Source organism: Pseudoduganella sp. jia 9 (assembly GCF_055502615.1).
In genome coordinates this window covers 137,317-159,417 of the sequence record NZ_JBUPWE010000013.1, presented here as the reverse complement: position 1 = coordinate 159,417, position 22,101 = coordinate 137,317, and the positions used below count along the sequence as shown (strand labels likewise).

Sequence of the window (22,101 nt, the reverse complement as noted above, 5' to 3'; positions counted from 1 at the left end):
TGCTCCAAGGAAATTATTGACAGTGTACTTTGGTCAAAGCGACCGAAGTACGCTTGCGATGAAATTTATTTCCTAATGGATCTATTTTGTGCTCAGTTTTGGGACCGAAGCCACACTTGCGTTGCCAGGTCGTCATGCACTTTGCGTTCTTGCACGGCCTGCTTTCCAGCCAGCGCCTTTTCGTTCTTCTCCAGTACCTGGCCCAGCACCTCGCACTTGACGTACGCATTGTTCAGCGCGCGCTGCGAGACGGCCATGTCGGCCTCGTGCATGCTGAGGTCGAGCCGGTGGCTGTCGGCCATCGCCAGCACGGCCTGCTTGTAGTCGCCGCAATTGGCCGCCAGCGCGATCGGCAGGTTGCCGGACGGGCCGCTGTTCACAGCCAGGCTGTGCAGCCGCTCCAGGTTCTTCTTGTAGCGCTCGGCGGTCGCCACCTTGGCGGCCTGCGCGGCCTGCAGCTTTTCCAGCTCGGTGTTGCGCAGCGCGACCAGCGAGGTCAGGTTCTGGATCAGCAGGCGGTCGCTCATTTCATCAGCCTTTCAAGTCCTTCCACGCAGCCGGTGTACGGCGCGTCTTCCTTGGTGCCCTGGCACAGGAAGTGTTCGATATGCGGGTTCAGTTGCACGGCGCGATCGGTGACCGGGTCGGCGCCCGGCACGTAGGCGCCCAGCGGGATCAGGTCGCGCACGCGGTCGTGCTTGGCCATGGCCGCCTTCAGCGCGCGGGCGGCCAGCATGTGTTCCTGGCTGATGATGCTGTTCATGCAGCGGCTGATCGACTGGCCCACGTCGATCGCCGGGTAGTGGCCGCGCTCGGCCAGCGAGCGCGTCAGCACGATGTGGCCATCCAGGATCGCGCGCGCCGTGTCGACGATCGGGTCCTGCTGGTCGTCGCCTTCGGCCAGCACCGTGTAGATGGCGCTCATCGAGCCGTTCTCGTGTTCGCCATTGCCGGCCGACTCCACCAGCTGCGGCAGGTTCGAGAACACCGACGGCGGATAGCCCTTGGTGGCCGGCGGTTCGCCCAGCGCCAGCGCGACTTCGCGCAGCGCCATCGCGTAGCGGGTCAGCGAATCGACCAGCAGCAGCACGTTCTTGCCCTGGTCGCGGTAATGCGCGGCGATCGTATGGCACAGCTCGGTCGCCATCACGCGCATCATCGGCGATTCGTCGGCCGGGGCGATCACCAGCACGGCTTTCTTCAAGCCTTCGGGGCCGAGCGACAGATCGATGAATTCGCGCACCTCGCGCGAGCGTTCGCCGATCAGGCCGACCACGACGACATCGGCCACGGTTTGCCGCGTCATGATGCCGAGCAGCACCGATTTGCCGACGCCGGAGCCGGCCATCAGGCCGACGCGCTGGCCCTTGCCCAGGGTGAGCATCGAATTGATGGCGCGCACGCCCACGTCCAGCGGTTCATGCACGGGCTTCTTTTTCAGCGGGTTGACGCGCGGCGGCTGCATGTCCAGCTCATGCTCGCCCGTCAGCCTGCCCATGCCGTCGATCGGTTCGCCCAGGCCATTGACCATGCGGCCCAGCCAGCCCTGGCCGATCTTCAGCGTGGCCTTGTCCTGCTGGGGCAGCACGCGGGCGCCCGTCTGCAGGCCGATGGCCTTCTTGAACGGCATCAGGTACGACACCTTGTCGCGGAAACCCACCACCTGGGCATCGAGCCACTGGCCGTCCACCGTTTCGATCTGGGCACGCTGGCCCGTGTGCAGCGGGCAGCCGACCGCCTCCAGCAGCAGGCCGGAGGCGCCGACCAGCCGGCCGGTGGGCGTGGCCATCGGCACGGCATCCAGTTCCAGCTTGCGCAGCGCGTCTGCAATCATTCTTCGGTCTCGTCTTCATCGCCGCCGTCGGCGGCCTGCAATTGCTTGTCCACCTGGTCCATCACGGCGGCCAGGCGCTGGGTGCATCCGGCGTCCACTTCGTTGTCGCCGGCACGGATGCGGCACTCGCCCGCATCCAGGCGCGCATCGGCGATCAGGTTCCACTTCTTGGCACGCTTCGGGTCCAGTTCCGACACCCGCTTCAATTCTTCCGGATTCAGGTAGACGTCGATATCCTCGCGCGTCGGCGGCATCGACGCCAGCGTCTCGTCGACCAGCGCCATGATCTGCACCGGCTGCAGCGCCAGCTCGGCGCGGATCACCGAACGTGCCACCTTGGCCACCAGGTCCACCACTTCCTTGCGCTGCGCGGCACGGTAGTCGCTGCGCAGCTTCTTCAGGCTTTTCAGCATCGCATCGATGGGGCGGGCGAGTTCGTCCAGCGCGACCGTGGTCTCGGCGCGGCCTTCGTCGCGGCCCTGGGCGATACCCTGCACGCGGCCGGCTTCGAAGCCTTCTTCCTGGCCGCGCTGCAGCCCGGTTTCGTAGCCGTCGCGCTGGCCCTGTTCGAATCCCTCGCTGATCGATGCCTGCCATGCGGCCGGATCGGGCGTGCCGGTACCGTCACCGCGCGCCGCGGGCGGCGTATGGTGCGACAGGGGCGGGAACCGATAGGGGCGGAACTGCTTCATTCGACCACCGTCTCGGCGAACAGCTGTACCTCGACCTCGCCGGAATCGGCCAGCGCCTTGACGGTGGCCATGATTTCCGAGCGGGCCGCCTCGATACGTGACGACGGCACCGGGCCGGCGCGGCGCATCATGTCCTCGAATGCCTGCGCCTGGCGCTTCGGCATCGTCTTCAGCACCGCGTTGCGGATCGACGGTTCGGCACCCTTCAGCGCGATGGCCCACTGTTCCAGCGGCACTTCCTCGATGATGCGGGTCAGCACGGCCTCGGTCTGTGTCGCCAGGATCAGGAAGTCGTACATCGACAGTTCGATCTGTTCGACGATCGACGGGTCATGCGCACGCAGCAGTTCCACGACCTGCGCGCGGTTGCCCGGCAGGCGGTTGAGGATCTCGGCAACCTGCTTGACGCCTTCGATGCTGGTGCTCTGCATGTCGAACGAGGCCAGGCAGCGGTCCACCAGCTCGTCCAGCTCGGCCAGCAGGTCGCGGTCGATCTCGTCCAGGCGCGCCAGCGAGAGCAGGACCAGGTCGCGGCCTTCGACCGGCAGGCCGTCGATGATCTGGCCGGCCAGCGCGGGCGGCAGGAAGGCCAGGAAGACCGCCTGGATGCGCACGTGCTCGTTGGCGATGTAGTCGGCCAGCCATTTCGGCGAAGCCCACTGCAGGCGTGCCATCTTCGGGCGCAGTTCGTCGCCGTAGATGTTGTTGAGCACCGTGTTGGCGATGTCGCCGCCCAGCGCCAGGTCAAGCGAGCGCTTCAGGTATTGCCGCGAGGCGCCATGCACGCCGGACTGCTGGCGGTAATCGTCGAAGAAGGTCTGGATCGCGCTTTTGACAGCCTCGACCTTGATGCCGCTCATCCGCGACATGACCTGCGTCACTTCCAGCAATTCCTCGCGCGACAGGCAGCGCAGCACGGCGGCGGCCTGTTCCTCGCCGATCGACAGCAGCACGATGGCGGCCTGCTCGACGGGGGAAAGGGTGGCGCCTTCCATCGGAGCCAGTTCGTTCAGGTTCGCGTTCATGTTATTGAGCTCGGCCATTTTTCTGCATCCACTGTTTGACGACTTCCGCAACACGCTCCGGCTCTTTCTCGGCCAGAACCTTCAGGTGATCGACCATCACGTCGACCGGCGAACCGGCGGGCGGCAGATCATAGTTTTCCAGCAGCGGCTGGACGGCGATGCCGGCGGCGCCAGCCTCGGCCTGTGCCGGGATCACTGCAGTGCCGTTGGCGTCGACGGTGGTGCCCAGGGCGACCGGGGCGGTGCTGCCGGCCGGCAGTGCTTCCACGCTGCCCGGCAGGGCGTCGCCGGCGCGGCGTTCCTTGCCGCTGCGGGTATCGAGCGCCAGCGGTGCCGAGGCGGCCGGGGCCAGGCTGTTCGTCAGCAGCTTCAGCAGCGGCCGCAGGATCAGGAAGTAGCCCAGCAGTGCCGCCAGCGCGTAGCTGATCCAGCCGCCGATGTCGACGATGTTGTCACGTTCTTCCCACCACTGTACCGGCACGGCCTTGGCAGGGAAGCGCATGGCGGAGACCACCAGCGTATCGCCGCGTTCGGCATTGATGCCCAGGCCGTTGCGCAGCACCTTGTCGACATTGGCCAGTTCGGCAGCGGTCCAGCCCGCTTTCGGGTCGGCGGCGGCGGCCTGCGCCAGCACGATCGCCACGTTCTGGCGTTCCAGGCGGCCACGGGCACGCTTGGTTTGCACGATACTGCGATCGTAGGCGTACTGGCGCGTGGTTGCATTCTTGCGTGCAGTGCCATCGGGCTGCTGGGCCGGTGCGCCGGCGGCGCCATCGGCACCCGGCGCGGCCGGTGCGGCTTCGGCGGGCGGGCGGTTCGACAGCGTGCCCGGCACGCCCATCACCATGCGGTTGCGGTCCTGCTCTTCGCGCATCGCTTCGCTGGTGACCTTCGGCGCTTCGCCGAACTTCTCGACCGTTTCCTCGACCTTGTCGTTGTCGACCGAGGCGGTGACGCTGATCTTGAAATTGTCGTCGCCGACGATCGGGCCGAGCAGGCCGCGCACATTGCTCTTGATCTCGTCCTGGATGCGCTTCTGGCCTTCGTTGCCGGCGGCATTCGCGTCGAAACCGTCGGACAGGTCGACATGCGAGCTCAGCAGGTTACCGGCCTGGTCCACCAGGCTGACGCGGGTCGGGTCCAGGCTGGCCACCGAGCCGGCCACCATGTTGACCACGGCGGCGATGTGTTCCGGCGACAGGTTGCGGCCCGGCTTCAGGCCGATGACAACCGCGGCCGACGACTTCTCGCCATCCGACGACACGAACGACGTCGACTTGGCGATCGACAGGTGCACGCGCGCCGAGCCGATCGCGTCCAGCGTCATGATGCTTTGCGCCAGTTCGCCTTCCAGGCCGCGGCGGAAGCGCACGTCCTGCACGAACTGCGACACACCCAGCGGATCGTTCTTGTCCATCAGTTCCAGGCCGGCGGGCAGCTGGGCCGTCACGCCTTTCGAGGCCAACAGCATGCGCACCTTGCCCAGCATCGATTCGGGCACCAGCACCTGGCCGCTGTCCGGGTGGATGCGGTAGGGCACCTGTTCGGCATCGAGCACGGTCATCATGTCGGCCGCGGCGACTTTTTCACGCGCACCGAAGACGGCCTTGTAGCCGGACTGGTCTTTCCAGAGGAACATGAGGACGATGGCCGTGACGCCAACGGCCAGCAGCATCATCGGGTACAGGTTCTTGACGAGGGCAGGGGGCATGGCGGGTACGCCATTGCCACGCCAGCGCCCATAAGCGGACTTAAGGGTGTCGATCACGTCGGACTTTCAGCAGTGAAGATTTAAGGCGGGATGGGAAACGCGGCCGCTTACAGCGGCAGCTTGATGAGCTCGTCAACAGCGCCCATCACTTTGTTGCGGACTTGCATCAGCATCGAGAACGACAGGCTGGCTTCCTGGCTGGCCAGCATGGCGCCCACCAGGTCGTCGCTGCGGCCGGCCTCGACATCGGCCACTTTTTCACCCGCGGCACGGTCGGCCGCGTTGACGCCGGAGACAGCGCTCATCATCGCTTGCGCGAAGCTGCCGCCGGATTGCCCGGCAGCCGCATCCTGTGCGCCGAACTGTGCGGCAGGAGCGATCGAACCCGCCTGTGCGGCGAGGTCGGATGCGGCGTTCGTCAGTGCCGCGAGGTCCATCTTGATCATGCCGGCGAAATCATTTGCCATGTGCTATCTCCACTTGAATACAACGTTGAACTGCGTCCTGCCGCTGGCGGCGGGCCTGGCATGCAATAAATTGATTTGATTCATCAATTCTTGCTGCCGGTTTGCTTGTGAGTATCGGTCGCCAGCGCTGCAACTTGATACTCGCAAAGAAAAACTTCCGATTTTCCTGCCCCCGCGTCGGGGATAAAAAAGCATGGCCGTTTTAAATGAGGCACTCGGTCGTTAATGGCCAGGAACGTTTAGTTGCGCTGCGTTGTTTCTCATGTAAGAAACTTGAATTCGTGGCAAAACTCGTTAAAAATCATGCACTAAGCGCCAATCAAATAACTCATGCATATTTGCTGTGTAGCAGCATTAATTGACGCCCGACAGAAAGAAGCTTACCGCGTGGCAACAACACTGTAAAGAGCCATTTCAATCGTGCGCAGTATTGTTGCGTGGCAATATGCGCCAACTTCGAGTATCCTACGGGTCTGCACGGAGCCTCCGTGGCGTTTGCCTGCATTTGCGCTACGATGTAGCGTGCAGAGGAAAACAAGATCATGACCACGCTAACCACCACCGCACCGCATCAGGTACTGGATCCAAGCCTGCTGGGCCGCCCGGTTCACCGGCTGCCGCAGTTTGCCGCGCAGTTGCGCGACGACCTGGCCGCCGCTCTGCGCCAGCCCGCGAGCCGGCGTTACTGGGGCGGGACCGAGGTCGAACACGTTGGTTTCTCGCAGCTTGGCGGCAACGAGCCGCGCATGCGCTGGCAGTACTTTGCGGCCGCTGCCGGCGTCATCGGCTTCGCGATCGATCGCCCGGTGCTGCTCGCCGCGCTGGATCAGCGCTACGGCGCCGGCAAGGCCGGAATTCCGGCTGTCGATGCCAGCCAGGTGCGCGTGACCGCCACCGAGGAGCGTCTTGGTGTTGCTATCGGACAACAGCTGGCACATGTGGTGGCATCACGAATCGCCGCCAGCCTGCCGGGCGGGCAGCCGCTGGCAGCGCCGCTGCCCCCCGCGCCGCCGGCCGTCGGTGGCCAGCCGGACAAGGGCACGTGGGTCGTGACGATGAACGTGCGCGCCGGAGATCTCTCGGGCAAGGTATGGTTTGCACTGGATAAGCAGTTGATATCCGACGTCCTGCGTGCCCTGGTGCCGGGGCGCGACACGAATGCTGGCCGGCAGCCGAAGCCGGTTGCCCCGCTGGCGCAGCGGCTGCAGGTGACGCTGGCCGGGCAACTGGTGAGCAAGGAAGTCACGCTCGGCGCGCTGTTCGACCTGAGGATCGGCGACGTGATTCCGATCAGCCTGCACAGGGCCGATGTGATGCTCGAGGAATCGCGGCTGTACACGGCCGCGGTCACGGAACACAAGGGAAAGCTGTGCCTGACCTCTTTTGAAGACATCGAATGACTATGATGAATGTGAACGAAAACGGCGACAACGATGCGCTGCTCGACGACTCCGAAGAGATGATCATCGAGCCGGTGGCCGGCGACCTGGCCGCTGACTTCACCCACGCGCCGCGCGCGCCGCGCCGCGACCTGCCGCAGATGATGCGCAAGATTCCGGTGACGCTGACCCTCGAGGTGGGATCGGCGCGCATCTCCTTGCAGGACCTGATGAATATCGGTCCGGACAGCGTCGTGGAGCTTGATGCGCTGGCCGGCGAACCGCTGGTCATCAAGGTGAACGGTACCGCGATCGGCCGGGCCGAGGTGGTGGTGGCGGGCGAAAACTATGGCTTGAAGGTGATCGACCTGGACGGGCTCAATCTCGACATGATGACTTCATGAGCGAGGCGACCGCGACGGTGGAGGCCGCTTTCTCGAGCATGAGCAGGCCACGCCGGCCCTTCGCCAGCAAGGCGCCGGGCCTCGCCACGGCCGGCATCCTCCGCTTCGTCGCGCCGCTGCCCCTGCCGCTTCTCCTGCCGCTTCTCCTGGGATTGATCGCCCTGTCGCTGCCCGCGCTGGCATTTGCCCAGCAGGGGGACGGCACGCCGGACCTGCTGGCTGGCGTGGTGCCGGGCGCGCGCACCGATCTGTCGGTGAAGATGCAGATCCTCATCGTCATGACCCTGCTGGGCCTGTTGCCCGTGATGGTCATGATGATGACGAGCTTTACCCGCTTCGTCATCGTGCTGTCGCTGCTGCGTTCCGCGCTCGGCTTGCAGCAGGGCTTGCCGAACCGGATCATCACCGGGATCGCGCTGATCCTGACCCTGCTGGTGATGAAGCCGGTCGGCGACCAGATCTGGCGCGATGCGTTCGTGCCGTACGACCAGGACCGCATCGGCCTGCAGGATGCGCTGCGCATCGCCGAACAGCCCGTCTCCCGTTTCATGCTGGCCCAGACCAGCAAGGCCGCGCTGCGCCAGATCGCCGCGCTTGCCGGCGAGCAGAACGTGGCCAATCCGATGCAGCACGGCTTTACCGTGAAACTGGCGGCATTCGTGCTGTCCGAGCTGAAAACAGCGTTCCAGATCGGTTGCATGCTGTTCATCCCGTTCCTGATCATCGACCTGGTCGTGTCGTCGGTGCTGATGGCGATGGGCATGATGATGCTGTCGCCGCTGGTCATTTCGCTGCCCTTCAAATTGCTGCTGTTCGTGCTGGTCGATGGCTGGACACTGACCGTGAACACGCTGGTCACGAGCATCCAGGCATATTAGTGCTTCGTCTTTTCAGGTACCTGGACAAGGAAACATGCTGACTCCCGACGTGGCCGTCGACCTGGTGGTCGAGGCCCTGAACATCGTGATGGTGCTGGTAATGGTGCTGGTGGTGCCCGGGCTTGCCGCGGGCCTGGTCGTGGCGCTGTTCCAGGCCGCCACGCAGATCAACGAGCAGACGCTGTCGTTCCTGCCCAAACTGCTGATCACGCTGCTTGCCATCGTCGTCACCGGGCGCTGGATGGCCGGCTACCTGATGGACTATTGCGTGTCGATCTTCACGCGCGCCGCCACGCTGGTAGGCTGACCCGCCAGCATGGAACAGGTGCTTGCCAACCTGCTGCCGATGCTCAATGCGTTGTGGTGGCCGTTCGTGCGTTCGATGGCGCTGCTGACGGCGGCGCCGGTGCTGGGCGAGGCGATGGTGCCGGTGACGATCCGCGTACTGATCTCGGTCGCCATCGCGGTGATGATGCTGCCGGTAACGGGCAAGGTGCAGATCGTCGAAGACCCCTTTACGCTGGCGATGGTGGTGGCCACGCTCGAGCAGGCCATCATCGGCTTCGTGCTGGGCCTGGCGTTTTATTTCGCCATCGCCGTGATCGGCGTGCTGGGCTACATCGTCTCGTCGCAGGTGGGTTTTTCGATGGCGGTGATGAACGACCCGCTGAACGGTACGTCGTCGGACGTGGTGTCGACCCTGCTGAACATGCTGGCGATCCTGGTCTTTTTCGCCATCGACGGCCACCTGGTGATCATCAATGTGATCGGCGCCAGCTTCAAGGCCTGGCCGCCGGGCGGGGGGTATGGCCCGTTGCTGCTGCAGACGGTGGCCTGGAACGTGGCCTGGATCTTTTCGGCGGCGATGCTGCTGGCGATCCCGGTGGTGTTCGCCACGGTCGTGGTGCAGATCGGTTTCGGCTTCCTGAATCGCGTGGCGCCATCGCTGAACCTGTTTTCGCTGGGCTTTTCGGTGATTACGCTGTTCGGCCTGCTGATGCTGGGCCAGGTGGTGCGCTTCATTCCCGACCATTACACGCGGATGACGGGGCAGGTGCTGGAGATGATCCGGCAGCAGATGACGGCGGAGGAGGCCAGGCGCAATGGCTGAGGGTGGCGACAAGACCGAGAAGGCGTCACAGCAGAAGCTGAGGAAGGCGCGCGAGGAAGGCCAGGTTACCCGTTCAAAGGACCTCGCCACGGCGGTCGGCATCCTGGTCAGCCTGCGGCTGTTCGTGTTCCTGCTGCCCGACTACCTGGAACACTTCCGCACGATCTTCGCGGCCAGTTTCATCGGGCTCGATGGCGGCGACGTGCTGATGAACGCGATGTCGGACGTGTTCTATGAAGCCAGCCTGCTGCTGGTGAAGATGGTGGCGCCGCTGTTCGTGGTGCCGCTGTTCATCGTGCTGGCCTCGATGCTGCCGGGTGGCTGGATCTTCAGCACCAAGAACCTGATGCCGAAGTTCTCGAAGATGAGCCCCGTGTCGAACCTGGGACGGCTGTTCTCCGGCAAGCACTTCTTCGAACTGGGGCTGTCGATCGCCAAGGCCTCGATCCTGATCGCCGTGCTGGTGCACATGGCGCGCTCGACGCTGCATGACTACGCGCAATTGCAGACGTTGCCGCTGCAAAACGCCATGGCCGGCGGCGCGGCGCTGATGCTCGATGGCGTGATGTCGCTGGTGGCGATCTTCGTGCTGTTCGCCATTATCGATGTTCCGGCGCAGGCGTTCTTCTTTGCCAAGAACCAGCGCATGAGCAAGCAGGACCTGAAGGAAGAGCACAAGAGCAGCGAAGGGCGCCCCGAGGTGAAGGGGCGGATCCGGCAGTTGCAGCGGGCCATGTCGCAGCGCGCCGCGCGCAAGACGGTGCCGACCGCCGACGTAGTGGTCGTCAATCCGGAGCATTACGCCGTGGCGCTCAAGTACGACGACACGCGCGCCGAGGCGCCGTTCGTGGTGGCCAAGGGCGTCGACGAACTGGCGCAGTACATCCGGCTGATCGCCGAGGAGCACGATATCGAAGTGCTGCGCCTGGCTCCGCTGGCGCGCGCCATCTACAATACTGCGCAGGTCAACCAGCAGATCCCCGTGCCGCTGTACCAGGCGGTGTCGCAGGTGCTGCATTACGTGTTCCAGCTGAAGGCATTCCGCGCCGGCGGCCGCCAGGCACGCCCCGATTTCCCCGACCAGATAGTGGTACCAACATCGATGAGTGAGGCTTCCCCGACATGAATTTCCTGAACTCCCTGGTGGCCGAACTGCGCCGCCACAAGTTCGCCACGCCGCTGTTCGTGATGTCCATCCTGGCGATGATCATCCTGCCGCTGCCGCCGATCCTGCTGGATGTGCTGTTTACGTTCAACATCGTGCTGTCGCTGATCGTGATCCTCGTGTCGGTGCAGGCCAGGCGCCCGCTGGACTTCTCGGTGTTCCCCACCGTGATCCTGGCCACGACCATGCTCAGGCTGACGCTGAACGTGGCTTCGACACGGGTGGTGCTGCTGCATGGGCACGAAGGCACGCATGCCGCCGGCCGCGTGGTCGAAGCATTCGGCAATGTCGTCATCGGCGGCAATTTCGTCGTCGGCCTGGTGGTGTTCGTGATCCTGATGATCATCAACTTCGCCGTCGTCACGAAAGGCGCCGAGCGCATCTCGGAGGTGTCGGCGCGCTTCACGCTCGATGCGCTGCCCGGCAAGCAGATGGCGATCGACGCCGACCTGAACGCGGGCCTGATCAACCAGGAAAAGGCCCAGCTGCGCCGCAAGGAAGTGGCGATGGAAGCGGATTTCTACGGCGCGATGGATGGCGCCTCGAAGTTCGTGCGCGGCGACGCGGTGGCGTCGATCCTGGTCCTGATCATCAACCTGGTCGGCGGCGTGGCCATCGGTTCGATCATGCAGGACATGAGCTTCGGCGATGCGTTCCGCCAGTATGCGCTGCTGACGATCGGCGACGGCCTGGTGGCGCAGATCCCGGCGCTGCTGCTGTCGGCCGCGGCGGCGATCATCGTCACCCGCATCTCCGATGCGGGCGATTTCGAGACCCAGGTCGGCTCGCAGCTGCTGGCCAATCCGAGCGTGCTGTTCTCGGCCGCCGGCCTGATGGTGATCCTCGGCGTCGTGCCGGGCATGCCCTGGCTGCCCTTCCTGTCGTTTGCCGGCGCGCTGGCCTACGTGGGCTGGCGCATGCAGCAGCGCGGCGTGGCGCCGCCCGACACGAAGCAGCTCGAAGCCATCGAGGCCGTGCTGCGCGAGGACAAAACGCCGGAACTGGAATGGCAGAGCCTGCCGGTGGTGCAGCCGCTGCAGGTGCTGCTCGGCTACAAGCTGGTCGGCCTGGTCGACAAGGCCCATGGCGAGGTGTTGACGAAACGGGTACGCGGCGTGCGGCAAAGCCTGTCCGAGGCCCTGGGCATGGTGCTGCCGCAGATCGGCGTGCGCGACGACCTGGGCCTGAAGCCGTCGCAGTATTCGGTGGTGCTGGGCGGCGCCGTCATCGCCCAGGCCGAGGTCTTCGCGGACCGGCTGATGGCGATTCCGTCGCCCAACCTGTATGGCCAGATCGACGGCATTCCCGGCGTCGAGCCGGCGTACGGCATGTCGGTGGTCTGGATCGATCCGGCCGACAAGGCGCAGGCACTGGGCCTGGGATACCAGGTGATCGAGGCGCCGAGCGCGATCGCCACGCACCTGTCGAAGCTGATCCGCGAATACCTGCCGGAGCTGTTCCGGCACGACGACGTGGCGGCGCTGATGGAGCGCCTGAACGCGCTGGCGCCCAAGCTGGGCTCCGCGCTGGACAAGGCGATGACCCATACGCAGCTGCTGCGCGTGTTTCGCGTGCTGCTGGCCGAAAACGTCTCGCTGAAGGATATCGTGCCAATCGCCACCACGCTGGTCGACAGTGCGGAAACCACCAAGGATCCGATCCTGCTGGCGGCCGAGGTGCGCTGCGCGCTGCGGCGGCAGATCGTGGCGGGCCTGTTCGGCCAGAAAAAGGAAATGCTCGCGTTTAACCTGGGCGGCGAACTGGAGAATATGCTGCTGGGTTCGCTGAACCAGGCGCGCCAGTCCGGCAAGGTAGTGCTCGATAACTACCCGATCGACCCGCACCTGCTGGGCCAGCTGCAGGTCAATATGCCGGTCGCACGCGAGCAGATGAAGCAGCAGGGCACGCCGCCGCTGCTGCTGGTGCTGCCGCAGATCCGCCCGCTGCTGGCCCGCTATGCCCGGCTGTTCGCACCGGGGCTGCACGTGCTGTCGTATAACGAGGTGCCGGAGAACCGCGAAGTGTCGATTATCGGCACGGTGGGGTGAGGCAGCGGACCCGGTAAGCGCTGCTTCGCACCCGCATGACGGTCCCGGCGTCCGAGCCGGGGCCTGGGGACAATAAAAATATCGCGAGGGGTGCTGCGCGCCTTGGCAATACGTCAGCTGCGCGGTTCGTGGAAATGTTCGGCAGGTCCCGCCGGGTGCGACAGCAGCACGGCCAGGTCGGCCATGGCCTTGAACATGGGCGGCGTCAGCATGGCCACCTGCACGGCGGTGGGATGCCGGCTGCCCGCCGTCGGCAGCTCGCGTGTCAGGCGTATGCGCACAATGCGCACGCCGCAGTGACTGGCAAGCTCGCTGATTTGCGGCATCATCTTGCGCATGTGCCGCATGGCGTCAACCTGTGCGGCGCCGATCTCCAGAATCACACCGCCGCCGTCGACGGGCTCGATCTCCAGCACCACCTTGCCCAGGTCGGCGAGGTGCACTTCCAGGCGCAGCGCGACCCGTGCCGGGCCGCGACGGCGCGGTACGCTTTGCTCGTCGTCCGCATCGCGCACGATCACGCGCAGCACCAGTTTCTCTGCGCCCGATGCGTAGACGGCAAAGCGCCAGGCATTGAGCTCCGATACCAGGGACTGCGCGGGCGGGGCATCGCGCAACAGCTTGGGCACACCCTCCGACTGGAAGATGCCGGCGGGCACGTGGCGGCCGTGGCGTTGCGTCGCCTGTGCTGCGCGCTGCTCGGCGTACGTGCGCACCATCGCCATCCACGACGCCGCCAGTGCCGATGGTTCGGCCGCATGGGCCACCAGCTGGCGCGACGCGAACAGCTGGTTCGGTTGCATCGATACGGGATCTGCCAGCAATGCCTCCGCGGCCAGCTTGCCGGCCAGCGCCGCGGTGAGCAGTTTTTCGTCCACCGCGTCCGGCAACGCGCCGGCAGCGCCCGGCAAGACCAGGTCGAAGTGTTCTTGCGCACGGCCAGCGAGGGCGGGATGCGGTTGCGATTGGCCCGGCCGCTCGCGGGCAAAGCGTTCCGCGATTGTCAGCGCCGCGCTGGACGGCATTACTCGATCGATGGCCATTGCGTCAGCTTATCATGCGTGGGTAAAAAAAAGCCAACCGGGAATCCGGTTGGCCTGGGGCGGAAGCCGGCCGCGGGAGCCGGTATGCCGCCAGTTTGTCGCGGCGGATTACTGCAGCAGGGACATGACCATCGACGACATGCTGTTGGACTGCTTCAGCATGGCGGTGCCGGCTTGCATCAGCATCTGGTTCGACGTCATGTTCGCGCTTTCCTTGGCGAAGTCGACGTCCATGATGCGGCCGGTAGCGGCCTTGGTGTTCGAGCTGATGTTGCCCAGGTTGGTGTTGATGTGGTCCAGGCGGTTGGCGGCTGCACCGATCGACGAGCGCACGGCGCTGACCTTGTCGATGGCGGTCGTCAGGTTCGTGATGGCGGTGCTTGCGGCAGTCGTCAGTTCCGTGCCGGCCGTGGTGGCGGTTGGTGCGGCATACTTGGCGGTGGAGCTGCCGACAGCCGTCGTCAGGGCGGTCAGCGCGGTGCTCGCGTCGAACGTCATCTGCTCGCTGGCGCTGGCGCCGATCTGGAACGTCATCGACGATGCCAGCGTGCCGCCCACCAGCAGCGACGTGCCGCCGAACTTGGTGTTTTGCAGGACGTTGTTCAGTTCCTTGCCCAATGCATCGAACTCGGACTGCATGGCGGTCTTGTCATCGGCACTCGACGAGGCATCGGCGGCCTGGGTCGCCAGATCCTTCATGCGTACCAGCATGTTCGTCACTTCGTCGAATGCGCCATCGGCAGTCTGCAGCAGCGACTTGCTGTTTTGCGTGTTGGTCATGGCAACCGTCATCCCGCTCGTCTGCGATTTCAGGCGGGTCGCGATCTGCAGGCCGGCAGCGTCGTCCATTGCGGAATTGATGCGATAGCCGGTGCTCAGGCGCGTCATCGAGGTCGACAGGCTGTTCTGGGTACGCGACAGGGCGTTTTGAGCGGACAGGGCGGCGTTGTTGGTGTGAAGGCTCAGCATGATTACATCCTCGTGATTGGTTTCAGGGGCATGCGTTTCACGCCCTCATCTGTACAAGACGACCGGTCCGCGCGATTAATTAAATGCCGTGTGGAAAAATTTTAGATTTCTCTTGCCAGCTCAGCCGCATGCATCTCCGCAGCGGTAACCGGAACGACGTCATAGTCGATTTCAAACGTTGCAGGCGCCTCATCAGCGCACCAGCGGTGCCACATATGGCGGACCGCCCCTTCGAGTGCCGCAGCAACGACGGCCGGCTTGCTGACTGGCGACAGGCTCAACAGTGCACGCATGTGCTGCCGCAGATCGGCCAGGAGCTCCAGGCGCGACGTTACCGCCAGACCCCTTTCGACGAAGGTATCCTCGCTTTCCGCCACGAACGCGTCCAGGTTCAGCTGCTTCAATGCACCCGCCGAGCTGCGTCCCGCCAGCGTAGGCCCGGCAAGTGTCAGCAGCGGTATGCCCATCCATAGCGCCTGCATGGTCGTCGTCCCTCCCGTGTACGGGAATGTATCCAGGCACAAGTCGACCTTATGGTGCAGATAGGCATAGTCGCGCAATGACACACGCGGCTGGAATTCCAGGCGGGACTGTGCGATCCCTTCTTCAGCGAACCAGTCGATCAGGTGTTCATACTTGCCCTCGGTCGGCATGCCGGCCAGCATGAGGCGCGAGGTCGGCTGTGCCCGCAGCAATTTCGACCACAGGGCAATGACGGGCCTGCGCAATTTGTTGATGCGATTGAAGCTGCCGTACGTGATATAGCCGTTGGTATGCGCGGGCAGTGCGTTCACCGGTGGCAGATCGCTTCTGGGCTGAAAAACGGCGCATGAGGGCAGGTAGGCGAACTGCTCGGTGAACTGCGGGGCCATGTCGGGGGGCAGGGTGTGCCGGTCATGCACGATGTAATCCATCGCTTTGAGACCCGTGGTTCCCGGGTAGCCGATCCAGGTAGCCTGGATCGGCGCGGGCTTGCGTGCAAATACCGCAAGCCGGTTACGGTTGGTGTGGCCGGAAAGGTCGATCAGCACATCGATTGCATCTTTGCGGATCAGGGTTTCGAGCGCATCGTCGGTCATGGTGGAAACAGCATGCCAGACGCTGAATCCGGGCCGTAATTCCTCCGTCACGACGTCTTCTTCTTCGTTGTTGTAATACGCATACAGCCGAAGCCGGTCGGAGCGGCGCAGGCATGCCAGGATCGGCGTAAAGAAATTATGCAGGGCATGATTGTTGAAATCACCCGAGACAAAACCCAGCCGGATGACACGCTCCGGATCCTTGTCGTTTGGATGGCCTGTTACAGCCGCAACCCGTGCTTCGCAGTGCGTGCCGAACCGGAAATGTTCGGCGGCCAGCTCTTCGGGAGATACACTGTCCGAATGCGACAGGCAGAAAAGCAGATTCCCGATGAGTTCCAAGTTCCCTGGAAGTAACTCAAGCGCCGAGCGGGAGTTCTTGATGGCTTCAGGCAGCAACCCCTGCTCGGCAAGCAGCGCAGAGATGCTGAGGAGGGCACCCTTGTGATCCGGTTTCAATTGCAGCACGCGGCGGAATTGCTCCAGTGATTCTTCCTTTTCGCCCGTGAGATACAGGCAAGTGGCCAGATTCTGGTGAGCGTCCACAAATCCGGGATCGGTCGCGATGGCGGTTCGATAGTGTTGGCAGGCGCCCTCGCGGTCTTTCTCGCCTTCCAAGATGACGCCCATATTGCTATTCACTACGGCATGGGCAGGCTCGAGCTTCAAAATGCGTTGATAGACCCGCTTCGCTGCGGCCGTTGCCTTGGCAAACTGCAAGCCGACGCCGATTTCCAGCAGAACCTGCACATCGTCGCCGCAAAGCTCTTCAGCGCGCAGATAGGCAGCCTCGGCTGCTTCCATGTCGTCCAGGTTACCCTGGCCATGTGCATGCCGGAGCCAGGCGATGGCGCTGCGTGGAGCCGATTCGACGGCAGCTTGATAAAGTTTTGCGGCTTCGGCATGCCGGCCAAGCGCGCCCAGCACGTTAGCGAGTCTGGTTGCAATGTCGTGATCGTTCGGGGCGAGCGCCAGCGCACGCCGGTACGTGTCGGCTGCAGCATCAAGCCGTTGCAGGGCTGCCTCGCAACTGCCGAGATGGAGGTAGGCCTGCAGGTAGTCGTCCCTAAGCTGCACTGCACGACTGAAACTGTCGATAGCGCTGTCGAAGTCGCCGCACGCGACTTGCGCGCTGCCGAGATTGCAATATGCCTCCGGCATGTCGGGAGCGAGCGCCAGTGCGCGCTGGTAAGAAGCGATGGCTGCCTCGAACTGCTGCGCCTCCTGCTGGGCATTGCCGAGCCCTACCAGGTTTTCCGCATCGTCCGGCGCCAGCCGGGAGGCTTCCTCCAGCACGGCCAGTGCCTGTTTTCCCTGCACTTGCAGGATCGTGCCAAGCATGCCCCACAGCATGCCCGACGCCGGAAAGCGCCCGATCAGCGCGCGGACCGCTACCTCCGCACCTGCATGGTCGCCGTCGCTGAACAGGCGTGCGACGGCCTGCGTATCGGCGGGCGAAGGGCACGCGGCCGCCAGCGCAGCAAGATGGTCGGCGCACTGCGACAGCAGCGCGTGCAATTCCGGGCTGTCGAGCCCGCGCGCCTGAGCGTTGGCGAGCACCTCCCGCGCGTCGTCAGGTTGTCCGGCGCGCAGAAGCCCTTCCGCGTAAGACAGCCAGAACTGCCCTTCATCGGGATTGACGGACCATGCCTTGCGCAGGTAAGGCAACCCTTCCACCGGGCGGCCCTGCTGCCACGCGAGAATGCCGAGGTTATGATTCGCCAGGGGATGATAGGGACGTTGCACGAGAATGTCGCGATAGGCCTTGTCAGCCTCGTCGAGGCGTCGCGCCTGGTGGTGGGCGATGGCGATTGCCAGGTCGTCATCGACGGAGGCGGATGATTGGGTGTTCATGACGAAATTATGTGGAGTCGGGAAGATACTGAATGCGGAAACGGCGTCGGTACTGCCAGTGCTAGGCAGTCTGGGCGAGCTGAATGAACAGTGCGGAGCCGATGACGAATGAACAGTGGATCCTGGCGTGATTGCGCGCCAGGAATTCATCCCCCGCGCGTTGCGGCCCATCACCATAAGGCCACACGTAATCGTCGACGACGAGCCAGCCGCCCGGGGCCAGGAACGGACTCCACTGCCGGATATCGGCACTGGCGGCGTCATAGCTGTGATTGCCGTCAACGTGCAGCAGGGCGATTTTTCCCTCGTAACAGGTACGTCCAAAGGTCGGGGTTTCGACTGCCGCGCCTGCACCGTACAAATCGACGGCATCGAACGACGGCATGCGCAGGTAGTTCACGTCGCCATTGCTGTATGGCAGAAGATTGATCTCGAAGACGCGAAGTGCCTGGTCGTAGTCGTATTTTTCCCGGCAGCTATCGACCAACCCGCCATTATCGTCCTGGATGACGAACTCTGGCTGCCACGGGTCGATACATAATAGCTTTCCAAGCCTGTAGTGTCGCGCCAGGTTTGCAAGCACGAACGCTGATTTACCGAAGGCACTGCCGATCTCGACAATATCTCCGGCTGGGCAGTGACGTGCAATTTCATGTAGCGCACCTATCTTTTCGTTGTCGCACATGCCCGGAATGACGTTGGCGTGCTGAAACAGAGCCGCGAGCGCGCGAGGGTGCATGGGCGGATTTCCCTCATGACCACTGGCCAGATCGAGACCGTGTGCCATCCACTGCGCCGCGCGTTCTTCGGCGGTAGCATAGCTTGCCAGTTCTTCCAGGACGGGCCACTTGTTGAGCAATTTCACGTCCGGGCTGATGGTGGCCAGGCGATCGTTCAGAAAGCTCCAGACAACGGGATTCGGTGTGTAGATGCCATGAATGCCGCGCGCCTGGATCAGTGCCTCCAACTGCGCAGGGAAGTCGCTCGCATTGACGAAAGGAAGAAACGCCCATTCGGGGTACAGTGGTTTGGCGACGTCATATGCAAGCGATGAAGCGCCAATCACGTGCTTTCCTTCACGCTGGCAGCGCTCCAGGTAGTCGAGCGAACGGGGCATGCCTGCCGGGAAAATCAGGATTGGCTTGTCGTGGGGCGATGTCTGCTTTGAACTGTTCGTCATATTAATATCCAGGTGAGAGAGCGCAGCGGACGGCGCTGCGCGGTGGCATTTCGGCGGACGCTTCCGGCAGGAAGGTTTGAAGCGGATCGAAGTAGCGATCCGCCACGGACAGCGGCGCCGGCGAGCCACTCAGGGGCTTGGGCAAGGTTCCCCGGTGTCCAGTTCTCATGTATCGGGCATGGTTCAACGGGACGGGTGCATGGACCTGATCTTGGCCACGACCCCGCGCATGCCGATGGTCGCCGGCGGCAAATCATGTTCGATCGCCACTCGCAGGTGCTTTAGCCGATGGAATGGTACCGCCGGGTACATATGATGTTCCACGTGGTAATTCATCTGCCAGTAGAGCCACGCGCCGAACGGATGCAGCAGGACGGTGCGGCTATTGCGGCGGAAATCGGCAACGTTTGGTTCCATGCCGTAGTGCTGGGAGAGCGCAAGCAATTTGCTCGGCCAGTCGCCGATGAACGGTGCGAAGGTCACGAGCAGAAGCAATTCCCAGTTGCCGGTTGCGGCAAAGACACCTGCCAGTGCCGTATGGCCGGCCAGGATACGGCGGGCCGTGCGTACCAGATCGCGCCGGGCAGGCCCGGCAGGGTCCGCGTACAGCAGGCGTCCGGCCGGCCCTTTCACCACGTCGAGGCTGTTTTCGATGACGATGCGGATGGCGCGCACTGCAGCAGGCACGTCCACCGTGAAAGCCCAGGCCCAGTCCTGCCAGCGCGTGGTCTGCGGCAGGCGGACCTCGAAATCCTCACCGTCATGCACGGTTTTCTGGTGATGGCGTGCATGGCTTGCGCGGAAGTATACGTGATTATTCCAGGTCAGGAATGAGAACAGCGCCAGGAAAAAGTCGTTCAGGCGCCGGCTGCGGAATACCGTCCGGTGGGAGAGTTCATGCCCGGCACCTGCCCAGCCGAGGAACCCGTAGCAGCCACCATGAACCAGCAGCGCCGCCAGTGCGGCGAGGTAGTGCGCATGGCGGAACAGGAAAAAGGTCACCGTTCCCGTCGCCAGCAACAGCAGGACGTGGCCCCCTGCTTGCAGCCAGCCATGGAAGTTGCTGCGCTCGCACAGCCTGGCCAGTGCGTCGCCGGCAAGGGGCGTACGGTACCAGCTGATGACATTGCGGGCTGCTGGCGGGCCGGATGAAACGCGTTCGGGCATGACTGTTCAGTTTGGAAGCAGGTCGGCGAATCGCCCCGTCAACATAAACGCCAGCATCGTATGTTGCACGTGGACGAGTTGGGCCGGCGCCTTGTAGCCGTCCAGGAAGCGGGTAACGTCCTGATGAATTCCGGACCTGTAATCGTGCCAGGCGATGACCGCGTCCGCCCGCGCCAGTTGCCGGGCGATCGCGGTATCGCTTGCAATGGTGTCGAAATCGTGGCCGCCATCGATGAAAATGAAGTCGAACCGGCCAGCCAGTCCTTGTCCTGCCGGGTCGATCGTGCGCGAGTCCTGCAGCAAACGCGTGATCTTGGCCTGGACATGGGCAGGGGCCCTTTCTATGCAACGCCCGCCCTTGGCGGCGAATTCCCGGCGAAGATAATTATCGTTCGCGGTATCGTCGTGCAAAACCCGCGTAGCGTCGTCGGCGGCAGGCGTCATTTCAATGGTCTCCGGTGGGAGATCGACGGTCGTCACGCGGGCCGTGTCGGCCGAGTTGGTGGCGAAGAGCACCGTAGTGGCGCCGAGATAGGTCCCAAACTCGAAAAATGACCGTGCGCCCGTCAACTTTGCCAGGCTGACCAGTACGGCGCTTTCCAGCAGCGTGGCGCCGCCGATTGCGCTGCTGGGGATATTGACAGAGAAATCCGGATTGACGTCGGGTTGCAACGCCTCGATCAGTTGAAACAGTACTTTCGGGCGAATTTCTCGTACGGGAGTGTGGGAGGCAAGCATTCTATCTATCCTGTTGGATGGTGTACCGCGCTCGCGGCACAAAAAACATGACCGTTTCCGACCAGCCTTGCGAGTAATGCCGCAGGTACACGTCATAGTCGTTTCGCAGGTCGAGGACGAAGGAGGGAACCTCGCGGAAATCCCCTGCACGGTGGTATACCGCGATTGCCAGCTTGGGATGGCCGGTCTGGATATGACGTCTGGCGCCAGCCAGTGCACGCGTTTCCCAGCCTTCCAGATCCATTTTGATGAAGCTCACCGGTTCTTCTATGCAATCGTCGATCGTGGTAACGGGAATCGCGACGGTGCCGGCCGCGCTGACGGCACTAGCGGACCCCGAGTCCGGATCGAAGCTCAGCGTTCCTGCGACGTCCGATACGCCCATGTCGATGAAACGGATATCGCGCCGACCGGCGAGGCGCGCTCTGGCCCGCGCAATATTGGCAATGGACGGCTCGAAAAGTATCACGCCGCGGTATGCAGGGTCGCGCAGGCAGAACTGTTCGGTGGTATCGCCGTCGAAGCCGCCTGCATCGACGAACGTTTCGCCTTGAATCGGCATGAATTCTTCGAAATACTGCTCGTCCAGGCGCACGGTGTAGCGTTCCATGTGGCGCGGATCGGCGCTGGTGCGGTAAGCGATCAGGTCGCGCAGCACGTCGCGCGAAGCATCGTCGGCGAGCCGTTCGGCCAGCGCTGCCCATTCCTCCCCATGCGCCTGAAGATCGGCACGCATGTCGGCAACGAACCAGGGGACGGGCACCAGGTCCGGGCGCGCTTCCAGCAAGTCGGCATAATGCAACGGTGCCAGGCCCAGGCCGAGCAGGCGGCGGGTGGCCGATACAGGGCTGATCGACATCGAGCAGTTCACGACCAGCGCCGGCGCGGGGATATCGTCGCCACTCAGCACGGGCTTGCCGCACCACACGGAGGCAGCGGCATGATCGTCGACGATGCCGTCGACCAGCGCCGCAATGGCCGGGTTACTCATGAGCGCGGCAGCATTCTCGTTGCGACCAAGCAGGAAGCGCGCGGCCGACAGATCCGGCGAGAAAAACGCGCTAGCCGCCTCGGCAGCCGATGCAAATTGAGGATGCCTAGTCATCGCTACGCTTGCCGGCGACTAGTCCGGCCAGGCCGGCAACGGTGCGGAAGGCGGGCGATTCGATGTCCTCCTCCGTCAACTCGATGCCGAACGCCGTCTCCAGTTCGACGATGAACTTGACGATGGCCAGCGAGTCGACGATACCTTCGTCGATGTAGTCCGTGTCGTCGGTAAAACCGGGAGGCAGGCCGCCTTTGCGTTGCAGTTGCGCCAGGATGCGTGCGCGGATCGGGTCGTTCAAGATGCGTTCCT

General features: G+C 63.7%; 21 protein-coding genes. 7 read left to right on the top strand and 14 right to left on the bottom strand.

The features are described 5' to 3' along the window. Positions 1 to 92: 92 nt before the first annotated feature. From ACY34H_RS18585 to ACY34H_RS18560, 6 genes are read right to left on the bottom strand one after another with little or no spacing between them, the layout of a single operon-like run. Positions 93 to 527 (bottom strand): flagellar FliJ family protein, encoded by a 435-nt coding sequence (locus ACY34H_RS18585; RefSeq protein WP_464978942.1) that lies wholly within the window; start codon positions 525 to 527, stop codon positions 93 to 95. Further along, the gene (gene fliI, locus ACY34H_RS18580; RefSeq protein WP_464978941.1) at positions 524 to 1,834 is read right to left on the bottom strand and encodes a flagellar protein export ATPase FliI; all 1,311 of its coding nucleotides are present in this window, start codon (positions 1,832 to 1,834) and stop codon (positions 524 to 526) included. The genes ACY34H_RS18585 and fliI overlap by 4 nt, the downstream gene beginning before the upstream one ends. After that, a complete protein-coding gene (gene fliH, locus ACY34H_RS18575) occupies positions 1,831 to 2,526 on the bottom strand; it encodes a flagellar assembly protein FliH (protein ID WP_464978940.1) in 696 nt (231 codons plus the stop codon). Before fliH ends, fliI begins: the two co-directional genes overlap by 4 nt. After that, a complete protein-coding gene (locus ACY34H_RS18570) occupies positions 2,523 to 3,569 on the bottom strand; it encodes a flagellar motor switch protein FliG (RefSeq protein ID WP_464978939.1) in 1,047 nt (348 codons plus the stop codon). Before ACY34H_RS18570 ends, fliH begins: the two co-directional genes overlap by 4 nt. Next, positions 3,553 to 5,319 carry a flagellar basal-body MS-ring/collar protein FliF gene (gene fliF / locus ACY34H_RS18565; protein WP_464978938.1) on the bottom strand — a complete coding sequence of 589 codons (1,767 nt, stop codon included), beginning with the start codon at positions 5,317 to 5,319 and terminating at the stop codon, positions 3,553 to 3,555. The genes ACY34H_RS18570 and fliF overlap by 17 nt, the downstream gene beginning before the upstream one ends. 50 nt (positions 5,320 to 5,369) lie before the next feature. Then, positions 5,370 to 5,729 carry a flagellar hook-basal body complex protein FliE gene (locus ACY34H_RS18560; RefSeq protein WP_464978937.1) on the bottom strand — a complete coding sequence of 120 codons (360 nt, stop codon included), beginning with the start codon at positions 5,727 to 5,729 and terminating at the stop codon, positions 5,370 to 5,372. 542 nt (positions 5,730 to 6,271) lie between these two features. Between ACY34H_RS18560 and ACY34H_RS18555 the strand changes: the two genes are divergently transcribed. The 7 genes from ACY34H_RS18555 to ACY34H_RS18525 are packed head-to-tail and all read left to right on the top strand — an operon-like array spanning position 6,272 to position 12,714. Continuing rightward, positions 6,272 to 7,129 (top strand): FliM/FliN family flagellar motor switch protein, encoded by an 858-nt coding sequence (locus ACY34H_RS18555; protein ID WP_464978936.1) that lies wholly within the window; start codon positions 6,272 to 6,274, stop codon positions 7,127 to 7,129. Between the two features lie 5 nt (positions 7,130 to 7,134). Further along, on the top strand, positions 7,135 to 7,512 hold the full coding sequence (locus ACY34H_RS18550; RefSeq protein ID WP_464979056.1) for a FliM/FliN family flagellar motor switch protein: 378 nt from the start codon (positions 7,135 to 7,137) through the stop codon (positions 7,510 to 7,512). A gap of 38 nt (positions 7,513 to 7,550) precedes the next feature. After that, entirely contained in the window at positions 7,551 to 8,390 is an 840-nt protein-coding gene (fliP, locus tag ACY34H_RS18545; protein WP_464979055.1) for a flagellar type III secretion system pore protein FliP, read from the top strand. Positions 8,391 to 8,424: 34 nt separating this feature from the next. Continuing rightward, the gene (gene fliQ, locus ACY34H_RS18540) at positions 8,425 to 8,697 is read left to right on the top strand and encodes a flagellar biosynthesis protein FliQ (protein WP_464978935.1); all 273 of its coding nucleotides are present in this window, start codon (positions 8,425 to 8,427) and stop codon (positions 8,695 to 8,697) included. Between the two features lie 9 nt (positions 8,698 to 8,706). Then, positions 8,707 to 9,501 (top strand): flagellar biosynthetic protein FliR, encoded by a 795-nt coding sequence (gene fliR, locus ACY34H_RS18535; protein WP_464978934.1) that lies wholly within the window; start codon positions 8,707 to 8,709, stop codon positions 9,499 to 9,501. Next, the gene (flhB, locus tag ACY34H_RS18530; RefSeq protein WP_464978933.1) at positions 9,494 to 10,627 is read left to right on the top strand and encodes a flagellar type III secretion system protein FlhB; all 1,134 of its coding nucleotides are present in this window, start codon (positions 9,494 to 9,496) and stop codon (positions 10,625 to 10,627) included. Before fliR ends, flhB begins: the two co-directional genes overlap by 8 nt. Then, the gene (locus ACY34H_RS18525) at positions 10,624 to 12,714 is read left to right on the top strand and encodes a flagellar biosynthesis protein FlhA (protein WP_464978932.1); all 2,091 of its coding nucleotides are present in this window, start codon (positions 10,624 to 10,626) and stop codon (positions 12,712 to 12,714) included. The genes flhB and ACY34H_RS18525 overlap by 4 nt, the downstream gene beginning before the upstream one ends. 113 nt (positions 12,715 to 12,827) lie before the next feature. On the opposite strand, the gene ACY34H_RS18520 is transcribed toward ACY34H_RS18525, so the two are convergent. The 8 genes from ACY34H_RS18520 to ACY34H_RS18485 form a co-directional block, all read right to left on the bottom strand. Then, positions 12,828 to 13,757, bottom strand: a complete 930-nt coding sequence (locus ACY34H_RS18520; RefSeq protein ID WP_464978931.1) for a hypothetical protein — start codon at positions 13,755 to 13,757, stop codon at positions 12,828 to 12,830. Between the two features lie 108 nt (positions 13,758 to 13,865). After that, entirely contained in the window at positions 13,866 to 14,726 is an 861-nt protein-coding gene (locus tag ACY34H_RS18515) for a flagellin N-terminal helical domain-containing protein (protein ID WP_464978930.1), read from the bottom strand. A gap of 101 nt (positions 14,727 to 14,827) precedes the next feature. Continuing rightward, a complete protein-coding gene (locus tag ACY34H_RS18510) occupies positions 14,828 to 17,659 on the bottom strand; it encodes an O-linked N-acetylglucosamine transferase family protein (protein ID WP_464978929.1) in 2,832 nt (943 codons plus the stop codon). A 61-nt stretch (positions 17,660 to 17,720) separates the two neighbouring features. Then, complete coding sequence (locus ACY34H_RS18505) at positions 17,721 to 18,839, bottom strand: class I SAM-dependent methyltransferase (protein ID WP_464978928.1); 1,119 nt, start codon at positions 18,837 to 18,839, stop codon at positions 17,721 to 17,723. A gap of 183 nt (positions 18,840 to 19,022) precedes the next feature. Then, on the bottom strand, positions 19,023 to 20,006 hold the full coding sequence (locus tag ACY34H_RS18500) for a fatty acid desaturase (RefSeq protein WP_464978927.1): 984 nt from the start codon (positions 20,004 to 20,006) through the stop codon (positions 19,023 to 19,025). A gap of 6 nt (positions 20,007 to 20,012) precedes the next feature. Next, a complete protein-coding gene (locus ACY34H_RS18495; protein ID WP_464978926.1) occupies positions 20,013 to 20,744 on the bottom strand; it encodes a class I SAM-dependent methyltransferase in 732 nt (243 codons plus the stop codon). A 1-nt stretch (position 20,745) separates the two neighbouring features. Continuing rightward, entirely contained in the window at positions 20,746 to 21,849 is a 1,104-nt protein-coding gene (locus ACY34H_RS18490) for an FkbM family methyltransferase (RefSeq protein WP_464978925.1), read from the bottom strand. Then, complete coding sequence (locus tag ACY34H_RS18485; RefSeq protein ID WP_464978924.1) at positions 21,842 to 22,090, bottom strand: acyl carrier protein; 249 nt, start codon at positions 22,088 to 22,090, stop codon at positions 21,842 to 21,844. Before ACY34H_RS18485 ends, ACY34H_RS18490 begins: the two co-directional genes overlap by 8 nt. Positions 22,091 to 22,101: the final 11 nt, after the last annotated feature.

Bases quoted from the DNA above. Each gene is read 5' to 3' on its own strand.
- ACY34H_RS18525 (WP_464978932.1), top strand. From the start codon at position 10,624: ATGAATTTCCTGAACTCCCTGGTGGCCGAACTGCGCCGCCACAAGTTC.
- fliR (WP_464978934.1), top strand. From the start codon at position 8,707: ATGGAACAGGTGCTTGCCAACCTGCTGCCGATGCTCAATGCGTTGTGG.
- ACY34H_RS18510 (WP_464978929.1), bottom strand. From the start codon at position 17,659: ATGAACACCCAATCATCCGCCTCCGTCGATGACGACCTGGCAATCGCC.
- ACY34H_RS18515 (WP_464978930.1), bottom strand. From the start codon at position 14,726: ATGCTGAGCCTTCACACCAACAACGCCGCCCTGTCCGCTCAAAACGCC.
- flhB (WP_464978933.1), top strand. From the start codon at position 9,494: ATGGCTGAGGGTGGCGACAAGACCGAGAAGGCGTCACAGCAGAAGCTG.
- ACY34H_RS18505 (WP_464978928.1), bottom strand. From the start codon at position 18,839: ATGACGAACAGTTCAAAGCAGACATCGCCCCACGACAAGCCAATCCTG.
- ACY34H_RS18550 (WP_464979056.1), top strand. From the start codon at position 7,135: ATGAATGTGAACGAAAACGGCGACAACGATGCGCTGCTCGACGACTCC.
- fliH (WP_464978940.1), bottom strand. From the start codon at position 2,526: ATGAAGCAGTTCCGCCCCTATCGGTTCCCGCCCCTGTCGCACCATACG.
- ACY34H_RS18585 (WP_464978942.1), bottom strand. From the start codon at position 527: ATGAGCGACCGCCTGCTGATCCAGAACCTGACCTCGCTGGTCGCGCTG.
- fliP (WP_464979055.1), top strand. From the start codon at position 7,551: ATGAGCAGGCCACGCCGGCCCTTCGCCAGCAAGGCGCCGGGCCTCGCC.
- fliQ (WP_464978935.1), top strand. From the start codon at position 8,425: ATGCTGACTCCCGACGTGGCCGTCGACCTGGTGGTCGAGGCCCTGAAC.
- ACY34H_RS18555 (WP_464978936.1), top strand. From the start codon at position 6,272: ATGACCACGCTAACCACCACCGCACCGCATCAGGTACTGGATCCAAGC.
- ACY34H_RS18500 (WP_464978927.1), bottom strand. From the start codon at position 20,006: ATGCCCGAACGCGTTTCATCCGGCCCGCCAGCAGCCCGCAATGTCATC.
- ACY34H_RS18560 (WP_464978937.1), bottom strand. From the start codon at position 5,729: ATGGCAAATGATTTCGCCGGCATGATCAAGATGGACCTCGCGGCACTG.
- ACY34H_RS18490 (WP_464978925.1), bottom strand. From the start codon at position 21,849: ATGACTAGGCATCCTCAATTTGCATCGGCTGCCGAGGCGGCTAGCGCG.
- fliI (WP_464978941.1), bottom strand. From the start codon at position 1,834: ATGATTGCAGACGCGCTGCGCAAGCTGGAACTGGATGCCGTGCCGATG.
- ACY34H_RS18495 (WP_464978926.1), bottom strand. From the start codon at position 20,744: ATGCTTGCCTCCCACACTCCCGTACGAGAAATTCGCCCGAAAGTACTG.
- ACY34H_RS18570 (WP_464978939.1), bottom strand. From the start codon at position 3,569: ATGGCCGAGCTCAATAACATGAACGCGAACCTGAACGAACTGGCTCCG.
- ACY34H_RS18520 (WP_464978931.1), bottom strand. From the start codon at position 13,757: ATGGCCATCGATCGAGTAATGCCGTCCAGCGCGGCGCTGACAATCGCG.